Raw genomic sequence first — 13678 nt, 5'->3', positions numbered from 1 at the left:
ATTGAAAAACGTTATTGAAAAAGAGTTTTTAGGACATTTAGAGACTATTCAAAAAGTTATTGAAACAATGAATGAACCATTGCAAAAAGCTTCAAAGCTTGCTGTTGAGACACTAAAAAATGGTAATAAAATTCTATTATTTGGAAATGGTGGAAGTGCAGCAGACGCTCAACATATAGCAGCAGAATTAACAGGAAGATATAAAACAGAAAGACGTGGACTACCTGGAATTGCCCTTACAACAGATACATCAGCACTAACAGCTATTGGAAATGATTATGGATATGATAGAGTTTTTGATAGACAAGTTGAATCTTTGGCACAAAAAGGGGATTTACTTATTGGGATTTCTACTTCTGGAAACTCAAAAAATGTAATTAATGCTTTTAAAGTTGGTCAGGAAATAGGGTGCAAAATTGTTGGTCTAACTGGAAGAGATGGAGGAGCTATGAATGAGTATTGTGATGTAAATTTAATTGTTCCTTCAAATGATACTCCAAGAATTCAAGAGATGCATATACTTTTCGGACACACTATTTGTCAAATTATAGATAATGAGTTAAGCTAATAGATGAGTTTTACAATTGATTTTAGATCAAATAATCTTTTAATAGATGAGCTTTTAAAGCAAGAGAGTATTTCAAAGCCTAAAAAAAGCTCATTTGTAGATAAACTTTTTGTAAAGAAAAAAGAGTATGCATATATCTATTTTCATACTGGAACTTTAGATAATGAAGCAACGGAAAAGATAAAAAATGCAAAATTAGTTATTGTAAACTCTTTATTAGCTCAAAAAGAGGTTTTATCTAAATTAAATATTGAAAAAGAAAAAGTTCAGGTAATCTATCCAGCTATTAATATGGAATATAAAAAACCAAAAGAGGTCAAAGAACAATTTTGCAATAAACATCAAATTGATTCAAAAAAGAAGATTATATTTTTTACAGGGAAAAATCTAAAATCTTCTGGAGTTATTGAGTTTATAAATATAACTATGCAACTAACTATGCCTGATATTTTTATGATAATTGCAGGAGATAGTAAACAAATCTACAACTTGAAATTTCAACTTTCAAAATTTAATCTTGAGGAAAAACTTCTTCTTTTGGAAGATTATAGTGACACAAATGAGCTATTTTTAGCTTCAGATATTTTTCTTTTGCCTACTCATAATAAAAGTTTTGCTACAAATGTTCTAAAAGCGATGTTTTGTAAATGTGTTGTTTTTACAACTGCAAATAATGCAGCAAAAGAGTTAATTGATGTTTTCTCTACGATGGAAAATCCAAGTGATAGAAGTATTCAGTTTAAACTTGAAGCAATACTTCAAAACAAAGAAGATATGAAACTAATAAAAAAACAGAATAGAAAAGTTGCCAAAGAGTATAGTTTGGAAAATCAACTTCAAAAGTTCAATGCCCTTTTAGAGACTCTTTAATCTTTTCTTATATGTAAAAAAGAGGCAAATTTAGGTTTGCCATTTTTTGTAAAACCAAAATATTTGAAAGTTACAATCTCTCCAATTTTTGGTGGATTCTCTCTTTGCTCTTTTGTAAAACCACCTCCTAGATTAAAAGTGATTCCATTTTCAAGTTTTATAACTAGACTTTTTAAAACTTTTGTTTTTTCTGAGATATTAATATCTATAACTTCTCCTTCCATATCTTGGGCATTTTTCATTTTTAAAACAAAGGGTGTTCTTCCTGCTTGATACTCTTTACTTGGATCTTTTACAATTACACCTTCACCTTTATTTAGAACAATCTCATTAAAAAAACTATTAAGATTTTCCTCATTTTTAACTTTTTTTTGTTCTATTATTTTTACTTTTTCATTTGGATTTTTTTCAAACCAATTTTTTGCCTTTTCTAATCTTTTATAGAAGTCCCCTTTTGCATTTGGTATTTCAAAGATATTGTAAGTTATCTCTTCCCATTTTTTGGAAGGATTTTTATCTAAAACAATACTTTGAATATTTTCAAAATCATCTCTTTTTGTATATAACTCTCCATCAAGTTCAAAATTTGGAAAGTTTTTAATAAACCATTTTGGAACATAGATTACTTTTCCTTTTCGTGTAAGAAATTGCTTTCCATCCCAGTATGCTCTTATCCCATCAAGTTTTTCACTCATTACCCAAGTGTTGATATTTTCATTGTTTTTATATATTTGTGGATGTTGTAGCTCTATGGCAAAAGAGAAAATAGATAAAAGAGATAGTATAATATATTTCATTGTTAACCTTTTGAAAATAATACTAAACATTATCATAGGGAAATTATTTTAAAATTATTCTTAAATTTAAATTTAACTTAAGATTCAAAAGGTATAATACGCGAATATTTTTCACTATAAAATTTTGAAGGAACTAAAATGTCAAGAAGATGCGCAGTATCAGGAAAAGGACCTATGGTTGGTAACAACGTAAGTCACGCAAAAAACAGAACTAAGAGAAGATTTTTACCAAACTTAAGAACAGTTAAAGTTACACTAGAAGATGGTACAAGTAGAAAAATCAGAATCTCTGCTAAAGAGTTAAGAACTCTTAAAAAACAATCATAGAGAGCACTTAAGAATTAAAGTGCTTTCATGAGCATTTTTAAAAAAATAAAAAAATCCCTAGGATGGGAATTTCGTACTGCCAAACCAGAGTATGATCTAAATCCTCTTATCTATTCACAGTTAAAACCATTTAGATTACCATTAGTTCTAGTTCAAGTCGTAATGATTATTGGAACAATGGGTTATATTTTAATCGATGACTTTCCAATATTAGATGCGATTTATCAAACAGGTATTACTTTTACAACTGTTGGTTTTGGAGAAGTTGCTCCAATCTCTCCAGCTGGAAGATTTTTTACCATTACGCTAATTATTTTTGGATTTGCTCTGTTTACCCTTTCAACTGCAATTTTGATTGAAGCAGTAATTAAAGGGAATTTATTTGAACTTTATAAGGAAAGAAACATGCTTTATAAAATTGCTAGACTTAGAAAACATTTTGTCCTTTTTTATCACAATGAGTATACTGCACAATTAGCTAGACAGTTTAATCAAAACCATGTTCCATTTGTGGTTGTAGATCCAAGTGATGATATAGAAGAGATTGCAAAAGAGTGTAACTATCCATATTATGTAAAAGAGGAACCATATAAAGAGAAAGCATTTTTAAAATCTCACCTAAGTTCAGCTAAGGGTGCAATTTCACTATCTAAAAATATCTCTAACAATATTACTCTTATTGCTTCAGTTAGACTATATGAAAAAGAGTTAGGAAGGTCTCCATTTCTGATTATCTCAAATGCAGAGACTCAAAATGAAAAACTAAGACTTATGAAACTTGGAGCCGATAAAGTTGTTGCAACTCCTTCACTAATGGCAAAAAGAGTTTCAGCTATGGCAATTAGACCAGATATGGAGAATGTTTTAGAAGAGTTTTTATATAAACCAGATACTCCTATTGATATGGAAGAGGCTTTTGTACATGAAGAGTCATGGGCAGTTAATAAAGAGATAAAAGATTTACAATTAAGAGATAAATTTAAAGTCTCTATTATTGGAATTACTGAGAAAAAAGGCAGGTTTATTCAAATGCCAAAGGGTAATGTATTAATTACTCCAGGATGTAAGCTTCTTTTAGTTGGAAACCAAAGAGGAATCACAAGAGCTAAAAGAATTGTCTCTTTAAGAAACAAACCAAAAGATTTATAAGGATTTTTAAAAAATGTTTACAATTTTACCTACTAAAGGTTTTATAGACCAAATTGATGGTTTTTTTTGTGATGGTATTCATGCAGGATTGAAACCAAATGGAAAACTAGATTTGGGTTTTATTTATAGTGATACTTTGTGTGATGTGGATGCAGTATTTACACTAAACAAGTTCCAAGCAGCACCAGTAAAACATTTTCAAAGATATGAAAAAGGGTTTAAAACAAACTTTGTTTTAATCAATTCAAAAAATGCAAATGCACTAACAGGACAAAGTGGAATTGATAATATTGACAAAGTATTCTCTTCTTTGAAATTTGATTTAACAAATCCAATTATGAGCAGTACAGGAGTTATTGGAAATCCACTTCCCGTTGAAAAAATAGTATCTGGAGCAAATAGTTTTAACCTATCTTCAAAAAATGGGGATAACTTAAGCAAAGCTATTATGACAACTGATGCTTACCCTAAAACTTCACTTTATGAAGTTAAACTTGAAGATGGAAGCTCATTTAAAATTGGAAGTGTGGCAAAAGGTGCAGGGATGATAAATCCAAATCTTGCAACAATGCTTTGTTTTATCTGTACTGATGCAGCAATTCCACAAGAGGATATGAAAGAGCTTTTAGAAGCTAACTCACATACAACATTTAATGCAATTTCAGTTGATGGAGATACTTCTACAAATGATACAGTTTTATTATTAGCAAATAAAAAATCAAATACATATAATAAAGAGGCTTTTAAAGAGGCTCTTAGACTTGTAATGCATGATATGGCTATGTTAATGGTTGCTGATGGAGAGGGCGCTAAAAAAGCTGTTGCTTTTGAAGTAAACGGAGCATTAAATGACCAAGAAGCAGAGATTGCTGCTAAAGCACTCTCTAACTCACTATTAGTTAAAACTGCACTTTTTGGAGAGGATCCAAATTTTGGAAGAATTGCTTCAACAATTGGTGCAAGCAGAGTTACTTGTGATGAGAATACTCTTGTTATTTCATATAATGATGTTATTGTATTTAACAAAGGTGAAATATGCTTTGATAAAGCTCAAGAGGCAAAAGCTTCACAAGTTTTAAAAAATGATAAATATAAAGTTATTTGTGATTTAGGAATTGCTGAGGGTAAATTTACAGCTTATGGGTGTGATCTTGGATATAAATATGTTGAAATAAATGCAGATTATAGAAGCTAAATAAAGAGGGTGAAAACTCACCTTCTTTTCTAAAAATATTATCTTTTTAAATTAATCCTAAAACTCTTTTTTTAATCTTCTCTACCATTTTTTATTAAGTCTCATATTGTTATAATTTACTTATCTATTTTATTAAGAGAGGAAAGTACAATGTTTCACGAACATAGAGAAGTGATAGCTCAATTAAAAGAGTCAAACGGGTATTTTGTTACAGTTTTTGAAAAACATAATAGTTTGGATGAAGAGATTGCTCAAATGGAAAAAAACCTCGCAAATCAATTTGAGATTGAAAAAAAGAAAAAAGAGAAACTAAGACTAAAAGATGAAGTTTACAATATAATAATAAAACATAAAAGTGAAGTTGCTGTTTAATAAAAACAGTTTTAAATAAAAAGGGATAGGAGTTTTTTACTTCTATCCCTTTTTTTTTCCTTAAAATTTCCATACTAAGCCTTATACTAAGCCACTTTTGGATAGAATATCTAAATTTTACTATAAAGGCATTTTTTAATGGAAAACCTTTTCGAAAATCAAGATATTATAGATATAAATATTGAAGATAGTATAAAAGCTTCTTATCTGGACTACTCAATGAGTGTTATCATTGGTAGAGCGTTGCCTGATGCTAAAGATGGTCTAAAACCTGTTCATAGAAGAATCCTTTATGCAATGCATGATTTAAATATGAGTGCAAGAGCACCATATAAAAAATCTGCAAGGATTGTAGGGGATGTAATCGGTAAGTATCACCCACATGGAGATACTTCTGTTTATGATGCACTTGTAAGAATGGCTCAAAACTTCTCAATGAGAGCACCTCTTGTTGATGGACAAGGAAACTTTGGTTCTATTGACGGAGATAGCGCTGCAGCTATGAGGTATACAGAGGCTAGAATGACTAGAATCTCTGAAGATGTATTAAAAGATTTAGATAAAGATACAGTTAACTTTGTACCAAATTATGATGATACTTTAAAAGAGCCTGATGTTCTTCCTACAAGAGTTCCAACACTTCTTTTAAATGGTAGTGAAGGTATTGCTGTTGGTATGGCTACAAAGATTCCTCCACACAATCTTGGAGAACTATTAGATGCAGTACTTCATATGGTTGATAATCCAACTGCTACAGCAGATGATTTAATGGAGTTTATCCAAGGACCAGACTTTCCAACAGGTGGTACAATCTTTGGAAGAAGAGGTATTATAGATGCTTATAATACAGGTAGGGGTAGAGTTAGAATTAGAGCTAAACACCATATTGAAACTAAAGGTAAAAAAGAGGTAATTGTTTTAGATGAATTACCATACCAAGTAAACAAAGCTAGACTTATTGAACAAATAGCAAACCTAGCAAAAGATAAGCAAATTGAAGGGATCTCAGAAGTTAGAGATGAATCAGACAGAGATGGTATTAGAGTTGTAATTGAACTTAAAAAAGATGCTATGGGAGAGATTGTATTAAATAACTTGTACAAATCAACTCCTATGGAGACTACTTTTGGAATTATTCTTTTAGCAGTTTATAATAAAGAGCCAAAAGTATTTGCTCTTCCTGAGCTATTAACAGTTTTCTTATCACATAGAAAAACTGTAATTATTAGAAGAACAATTTTTGATTTAGAGAAGGCAAAAGCAAGAGCACATATCTTAGAAGGTCTAAAAATTGCTGTTGATAATATTGATGAAGTTGTAAAAATTATTAGAGCTAGTGAAAATGATGCGGATGCAAAAGAGAAACTTCAAGCAAGATTCTCTTTATCTGAGATTCAATCTCAAGCAATTTTAGATATGAGACTTGGAAGATTAACTGGTCTTCAAAGAGATAAACTAGAAGCAGAGTATCAAGAGTTATTAGCACTTATTGCTGAACTTGAAGCTATTTTAAAATCTGAAGATAAATTAAATGAGATTATCAAAGATGAATTAAAGGAAGTAAGAGAAAAATACTCAGATGCAAGAAGAACTGAGATTGAAGACTCTTATGATGAGATTGATATTGAGGACTTAATTCCAAATGAGCCAATGGTAGTTACAATTACTCATAATGGATATGTAAAAAGAGTTCCAATTAAAGCTTATGAAAAACAAAGAAGAGGTGGTAAAGGTAAAGTAGCTGTTACTACCCATGATGATGATTTTATTGAGAGATTCTTTGTAACGAACACTCACGATACCTTGATGTTTGTTACAAATATGGGACAACTATACTGGTTGAAAGTTTATAGAATCCCAGAAGGATCTAGAACAGCAAAAGGTAAAGCAGTTGTAAATCTTATCAGTTTAAGACCTGATGAGAAGATTATGGAGATTATTCCTACAACAGATTTTGATGAGTCAAAATCTTTAGCATTCTTTACTAGAAATGGTATAGTAAAAAGAACTTCTTTATCAGAGTTTAGTAACATAAGAAGCAATGGTGTTAGAGCTATTGTACTTGATGATGCAGATGAGATTGTAACAGCTAAGATTACAACTCCAGAGACTCAATATTTGATGATATTTACAAGTCTTGGTCAATGTATTAGATTTGATATGGAAAAAACAAGAGAACAAGGTAGATCTACAAGAGGTGTTAGAGGTATTAAGTTCAAAAAAGATACAGACTTTGTAGTTGATGCAAATGTAGTTGACAATGAACAACAAGAGTTGTTAACTGTATCTGAAAAAGGTATAGGAAAAAGAACAACAGTAGATGAGTATAGATTAACTAACAGAGCTGGAAGTGGTGTTATCTCTATGAAACTATCTAGCAAAACAGGAAATGTTGTTGGTGCTGTTTTAGTTGATGAAACACAAGATTTAATGGCTCTTACTTCTGTTGGTAAGATGATTAGAGTTGACATGGAATCAATTAGAAAAGCTGGAAGAAATACTTCTGGTGTAATTATTGTAAATGTTGATGCTAAAGATAAGGTTGTATCTATTGCAAAATGTCCTAAAGAGGATGATGATGAACTAGATATAGAGAGTGCTGATACTATGGATGGTATCGATTTAAATGAGTATAATTTAACAGATAACTCAAATGATAATAATGATGAAGGAATAGAGTAATGAGAAAATTTAATGTAGCAGTGGTTGGTGCTACAGGTGCAGTTGGGGAAGAACTTTTTAGAGTACTAAAAGAGTATAACTTTCCTATTAATAAATTAGTTCCATTAGCAAGCGCAAGAAGTGCAGGAAGCAAGATAGAGTTTGATGATAAAGAGATTACAGTTTTAGAGCTTACTGAGACTTGTTTTGCTGAAAATGAAGTTGAGATTGCATTTTTTAGTGCAGGGGGAAGTGTATCTGAAAAATTTGCTAAATATGCAGTTGAAGCAGGTGCAGTAGTAATTGATAATACAAGCCACTTTAGAATGGAACCAAATGTTCCTTTAGTAGTACCAGAAGTAAATCCAGAAGATATTGCTTTATGGAAAGAGACAGGTATTATTGCAAATCCAAACTGTTCAACTATTCAAATGGTTTTATCTTTAAAACCATTAGATGAGTTATATGGTATCAAAAGAGTTGATGTATCAACTTACCAAGCTGTAAGTGGTGCAGGTAAAACAGGTATGGAAGAGCTAGTACGTCAGATGCAAGACTTTTTTGCTTTCCAATTAGAAGATGCAGAGAAAAAAGCATTTGCTCACCAAATTGCTCTAAATGTAATTCCACAAATTGATGTTGCTCAACCAAATGGTTTTACTAAAGAAGAGATGAAAATGGTAAAAGAGACTCAAAAAATTATGCACAAAGATATTCAAGTTGCAGCTACTTGTGTTAGAGTTCCAGTTCTTAGAAGTCACTCTGAGTCTATTACTGTTACATTTAATGATGGTGTAGAAGTGGATGTTGAAGCAGTTAGAGAGTCATTAGAAAGATTTGAAAATGTTGAAGTTATTGATGATTTAGCAAATAATGCTTATCCTATGCCAATTATCTCAACAGATACAGATATTACTTATGTTGGAAGAATTAGAAGAGATGTATATCAACCAAATATAGTTCATTTCTTCAATGTTGCAGATCAAGTAAGAGTTGGAGCTGCTACAAATGCAGTTAGAATAGCTCTCAAATGGATAGAATTAGGAGAATAATTCCCCTATGATAGAAAAACTATTTGAAAGTGCAATGTGGAAGGCAAGACTTTTTGTCCTTCTTGCTGTTATATTTGGACTTATTGGTTCTTCAATTCTTTTTATTGTAGCTTCAATTGATATCTATGAAGTTCTTAAATATACATTAGATGTATATTTAAATGGACTTCATCCAGAAGATTTCCATGAAGCTATTGTTAGTAAGATAATTGGAGCAGTAGATTTATATTTAATCGCTGTTGTTATGTTGATTTTTGCTTTTGGTATTTATGAACTATTTATTTCAAAAATTGATGTGGCAGAGGATACAAGTAATGGTGCAAATATACTAAATATTTCATCTTTAGACCAACTAAAAGATAAAATAGCAAAAGTTATTGTAATGGTTTTGATTGTAAGCTTTTTCCAAAAGGTTTTACATACAAGTTACAATGGTGCTTTAGAGATGCTATATTTTGCTCTGTCTATTGGACTTTTAGCTGTAGGGCTATTTTTCCTTGGAAAAGTTGGAAAACACTAAAATAAATCAAATAAGAATAAAAAGTCCCTACACTTTAGGGACTATTTTGGAACGCTTTATTCATAAAGCACTTTAGATAAAAAAAGAGAAAGGTCCCTTAAAATAGGGACTATTTTAAGGAACATACATGTCAAAAATTTTTGTAGATGCCTGTCTTAGAAAAGAGACTCCATACACTCCTGTATGGATGATGAGACAAGCAGGAAGATACCTACCAGAGTATATGGAAGTAAGAAAACAAGCGGGAGATTTCTTGTCTTTATGCCATAACCCTGAACTTGCTTGTGAGGTTACTATTCAACCTCTTGATATAGTTGGAGTTGATGCAGCTATTCTTTTTTCTGATATTTTAGTTATCCCAAATGAGATGGGAATGGCTCTTAAATTTGTAAAAGGTGAGGGACCAATTTTTGATAAACCAGTTGAAACAGAAGCTGAGGTTGATGCCCTTTTAGGTGGAGAAGAGGCTGCTAATAGACTTACTTATGTATATGAAACAATCAAACTATTAAAACAAAGACTTCCTGAAGACAAAGCTCTTATTGGATTTACAGGAGCTCCTTGGACATTAGCAACTTATATGATAGAGGGACAAGGAACAAAAACATACAATATCTGTAAAAAGATGATGTACTCAAATCCAGAACTTCTTCATAAAATACTTAAAAAAGTAACCCAAGTTGTTAAATACTATATGATAAAACAGATTGAAGCTGGAGCTGATGTGGTTCAAATCTTTGATTCATGGGCAGCAGCAATTGAACCATCAAAATATGATGAGTTTTCTTGGAAATATATGGTTGAGATTGCTGATTTTGTAAAAGAGAAGTATCCTAATATTCCAGTTATTATGTTTCCTAAAGGTGTAGCATCATTTATTGAAAGAGGGCTTGTATATGGTAACTTTGATGTATTTGGTGTAGATTGGGGAACTCCAATGGCATTAGCAAAAGAGAAACTTGGAAGCAAATATGTTCTTCAAGGAAATATGGAACCATGCAGATTATACTCAAAAGAGAGAACTACAGAGTGTGTAGAAGCTCTTCAAAATATTATGCAAGGTGAAGGTCATATTTTTAATCTTGGACATGGAATTTTGCCAGATGTTCCAGTAGAAAATGCTATTCACTTTGTAAAAGAGTGCCAAAGAGTAAGTAAAAAATAAATTTTAGAAGTAGGAAATTTCCTACTCTAAACTCTCTATAGAAAGATAAATCATGTCATATTCAAACTCAATTATTTTTGGTCCAGTTCCCTCAAGAAGATTTGGTATCTCTTTAGGTGTGGATCTATCTCCTTCTTCAAAACAGTGTAATTTTGATTGTCTATATTGTGAACTAGAAAAAGCAAAAACAGTTGATAAGATGACTACATATCCAACAGTTTTTGAAGTAGTTACAGCTATAAAAGAGGCTATAGCAAAGCACTCTAAAATTGATGTAATAACAATTACTGCAAATGGGGAACCAACCCTTTATCCAAACTTACCAGAACTAATAGATGAGATAAATAAAATCAAAGGTGAAATAAAAACAATGATACTATCAAATGGAAGTACCATTTATGATAGTAAAATCTATGAGGCTTTGCTTAAACTAGATACTGTTAAACTCTCACTAGATTGTGTTAGTCAAAAGTGTTTTAAAAAGCTTGATAGAATTCACTCTGGAATTGATATAGACAAAATGATTGAGAGTATGATAAGTTTTAGAAAAGAGACTAAAAACAGGCTTGTATTAGAGATACTTTTTGTAAAAACTTTAAATGACAAAGAGGAAGAGATAAATCTTCTTTATAAGGCTGTAAAAAAGATAAATCCTCATAGGGTAGATATAGGAACTATTGATAGACCACCAGCTTATGAGGTAGAGCCTGTTAGCTTTGAAACCTTAGAAAAAGTTGCTAACACTTTTGAAGGGATAAATGTAAATATAGCTTATAAAAATAGACCAAAACAGATAAATAGTTTTGATGAAAAGGAGATAAAAGCACTACTTACTAGACGACCTTTAACAACAGAAGACATTGGAAATATGTTTGATGAAGATTCAAAAGAGTTGCTTAAAAAACTTGTTATAAAAGGTGAAGTTAAGCAAGTAGATAGCGGAGGTTTAAATTTTTATAAAATTTGCTAATTTTTCCTAAAATTTCTTGACAAATACAAAAATTTTAAATATAATTCCATCCCATTTAAAGGGAAGTATAGATTCCGGCATAGCTCAGCGGTAGAGTAGATGACTGTTAATCATTTGGTCCCTGGTTCGAACCCAGGTGCCGGAGCCACTTTAGCTTCACTTTTAAATGACAAAATATTTCAAATTCCGGCATAGCTCAGCGGTAGAGTAGATGACTGTTAATCATTTGGTCCCTGGTTCGAACCCAGGTGCCGGAGCCACTTTGTTCTCGAAGAGAACAAATCAAATCACTAAACATACTTTTTAAAGATTTCTTCTTCAAATCAAAAAAACATCATAGTCATTACCCGACGGTAACTCCCATAATATTTTTTCAATTTTCATTGAACTATTCAAAAATTTTATTCATTGATTTGATTTTATCTATTGAATATCAATATAAAAATTAAAAAAAGGTACCTGTCCCCTTTATTTCTGTCCCCAGATTTTTTAGCAGATACTAGGTTATCGTTATCATCTGACCCCTATTTTCCTAGGTTATCGTTATCATCTGACCCCTATTTTTGACCCCTATTTTTTTGAAATTACTTCGTTAAAAATTTTATTTTATTCAGTCATTACCGTGATGGTAACTCCTTCACAAAAGAAAACCTTTGCCTCGTACTTCCTAAAAAATATCATTTATTAAATTGATTTGAATTATCTTAGAAATTTAATGAATTCGTTATTGAAAAAGAACTAATAAATAGATTTTTATAATTACTGTTATTTATAATAGTATAAAACCTGTATATTGGTTAGATATAAATAATTAAATATTTGTCTTAGTTTTAAAAGTGGGGTTATTTGATATTATCTGTAACTACTAAGTATAAGAATTTGAGTTTTTAATTTTTATAAGTGAAGATTCAACCTTTGGATACAATTCATAATTTTTAATTATTCTATAAAAACAATATAATTTTCTTAGTTTAAAATTATTTTTGATAAAATTATATTTTAATAAACTAAGAAAGTATTTTTTATTATTTAATGAAAGTGATATATTATAGTGATAAAAAAATATAATTTAATTTTAAGATTACAAAATAATTGTTGTTTATTAAATTTTCTAGAAATGAAAGTAAATATATTTTGATTTTACTTAAAATACCTTTTATAAAAACTAAATGATTAAAACATTTAATAAAAAGAAGATTTATGTCAAAAAAAATTGATGGAATTAGATTTGTAGATGGGAGAAAAAGCTTATATAGTATTTGCACAATAGAATTTTTTTCAGATGAATTAAAAAATTTAATAAAAAAGCAATTATCTACAATCTGTTATGGTATATCAAAAGCAGAAAGTGATAGAAAATCATATTCTTATAAAAATACTTTAAAAGAGTTTTTTAAAAGATATGATGAAAAAACAAAAAAAACAAAAATTGGTATGATGGGCGAACTTTTAACTCATGTACTTTTGTTGTATTATTTTGAAAAATTATGCGCAGTGTCTCCTTTTTTTAATACATCAGATAAAAATATCAAGATGGGGTTTGATTTAGTTTTATATTCTGAAAATAAAAAAGAAATTTGGATTACTGAGGTTAAATCAGGTTGTTTATATATTAAAAAAGATTCTAATCAAATGACAAGCATTTTTTTAAATAGAGCAAAGGCAGATTTGTTAAAAAGACTTAATGAGAATGAATGTTCTTTATGGGAAAATGCAATTAATGGTGCTAAAATAGCTTTAGATAACAATATCGATAGAAAAAAAGTTGTTGAAGATATTTTATTGGATATTGAAGATGAAGTATCAGATGAAAATGCTACAAGTTTAGATAAAAATGTAATTTTAGTTTCTTCTTTATTTTCTTCTCCAAAGAATATTGTTGAGAGCCGATATATAAAGGATTTTAGAAATCGATTAAATAAAAAGAATTCATTTAAAAAAGAGTTTATCTTTTCTATACAAAAAGAAACTTATTATAAAATTGAAGATTTTCTTAGAAATGAGATTAAATCATGAGAAAAGATTTAACATT

General features: G+C 30.0%; 13 protein-coding genes and 2 tRNA genes. 14 read left to right on the top strand and 1 reads right to left on the bottom strand.

Going from position 1 to position 13678, the window contains the following annotated elements:
* Position 1 precedes the first annotated feature (1 nt).
* Positions 2–568: a D-sedoheptulose 7-phosphate isomerase gene (gene gmhA, locus AEBR_RS10355; protein WP_129086328.1), complete on the top strand. Its 567-nt coding sequence runs from the start codon at positions 2–4 to the stop codon at positions 566–568.
* A 3-nt stretch (positions 569–571) separates the two neighbouring features.
* Positions 572–1438, top strand: coding sequence for a glycosyltransferase family 4 protein (locus AEBR_RS10350; RefSeq protein ID WP_129086329.1), 867 nt, complete (start codon positions 572–574; stop codon positions 1436–1438).
* Here the strand turns inward: AEBR_RS10350 and AEBR_RS10345 are convergent.
* Positions 1435–2265 carry a DNA ligase gene (locus AEBR_RS10345; protein ID WP_228712152.1) on the bottom strand — a complete coding sequence of 277 codons (831 nt, stop codon included), beginning with the start codon at positions 2263–2265 and terminating at the stop codon, positions 1435–1437. The genes AEBR_RS10350 and AEBR_RS10345 overlap by 4 nt on opposite strands.
* Positions 2266–2373: 108 nt before the next feature.
* On the opposite strand from AEBR_RS10345, the gene rpmB reads away from it, so the two are divergent.
* The 12 genes from rpmB (at position 2374) to AEBR_RS10285 (ending at position 13662) form a co-directional block, all read left to right on the top strand.
* Entirely contained in the window at positions 2374–2562 is a 189-nt protein-coding gene (gene rpmB / locus AEBR_RS10340) for a 50S ribosomal protein L28 (RefSeq protein ID WP_128979291.1), read from the top strand.
* A 27-nt stretch (positions 2563–2589) separates the two neighbouring features.
* Positions 2590–3711: a potassium channel family protein gene (locus tag AEBR_RS10335; RefSeq protein ID WP_129086331.1), complete on the top strand. Its 1122-nt coding sequence runs from the start codon at positions 2590–2592 to the stop codon at positions 3709–3711.
* A gap of 13 nt (positions 3712–3724) precedes the next feature.
* Positions 3725–4906 (top strand): bifunctional glutamate N-acetyltransferase/amino-acid acetyltransferase ArgJ, encoded by a 1182-nt coding sequence (argJ, locus tag AEBR_RS10330; protein WP_129086332.1) that lies wholly within the window; start codon positions 3725–3727, stop codon positions 4904–4906.
* Between the two features lie 150 nt (positions 4907–5056).
* Positions 5057–5278: an HP1242/YdcH family protein gene (locus AEBR_RS10325; RefSeq protein ID WP_128979297.1), complete on the top strand. Its 222-nt coding sequence runs from the start codon at positions 5057–5059 to the stop codon at positions 5276–5278.
* Between the two features lie 138 nt (positions 5279–5416).
* Positions 5417–7960 carry a DNA gyrase subunit A gene (gyrA, locus tag AEBR_RS10320; RefSeq protein ID WP_129086333.1) on the top strand — a complete coding sequence of 848 codons (2544 nt, stop codon included), beginning with the start codon at positions 5417–5419 and terminating at the stop codon, positions 7958–7960.
* Complete coding sequence (locus AEBR_RS10315) at positions 7960–8991, top strand: aspartate-semialdehyde dehydrogenase (protein ID WP_129086334.1); 1032 nt, start codon at positions 7960–7962, stop codon at positions 8989–8991. The genes gyrA and AEBR_RS10315 overlap by 1 nt, the downstream gene beginning before the upstream one ends.
* Before the next feature lie 7 nt (positions 8992–8998).
* Positions 8999–9511 (top strand): YqhA family protein, encoded by a 513-nt coding sequence (locus AEBR_RS10310; protein WP_172658895.1) that lies wholly within the window; start codon positions 8999–9001, stop codon positions 9509–9511.
* Positions 9512–9638: 127 nt separating this feature from the next.
* Positions 9639–10676 (top strand): uroporphyrinogen decarboxylase, encoded by a 1038-nt coding sequence (hemE, locus tag AEBR_RS10305; protein WP_129086335.1) that lies wholly within the window; start codon positions 9639–9641, stop codon positions 10674–10676.
* Positions 10677–10728: 52 nt separating this feature from the next.
* The gene (locus AEBR_RS10300; RefSeq protein ID WP_129086336.1) at positions 10729–11646 is read left to right on the top strand and encodes a radical SAM protein; all 918 of its coding nucleotides are present in this window, start codon (positions 10729–10731) and stop codon (positions 11644–11646) included.
* Positions 11647–11719: 73 nt separating this feature from the next.
* Positions 11720–11794: transfer RNA gene (locus AEBR_RS10295), tRNA-Asn, on the top strand.
* A gap of 37 nt (positions 11795–11831) precedes the next feature.
* Positions 11832–11906, top strand: a tRNA-Asn gene (locus AEBR_RS10290).
* A 940-nt stretch (positions 11907–12846) separates the two neighbouring features.
* Positions 12847–13662, top strand: a complete 816-nt coding sequence (locus AEBR_RS10285; RefSeq protein ID WP_129086337.1) for a Hachiman antiphage defense system protein HamA — start codon at positions 12847–12849, stop codon at positions 13660–13662.
* The last annotated feature ends 16 nt before the right edge of the window (positions 13663–13678 follow it).

The organism is Halarcobacter ebronensis, assembly GCF_013201825.1.
In the GTDB taxonomy this organism is placed as follows: domain Bacteria; phylum Campylobacterota; class Campylobacteria; order Campylobacterales; family Arcobacteraceae; genus Halarcobacter; species Halarcobacter ebronensis.
Note: the sequence above shows the minus strand (reverse complement) of the source record. Positions and strands in the feature narration are given on the sequence as shown.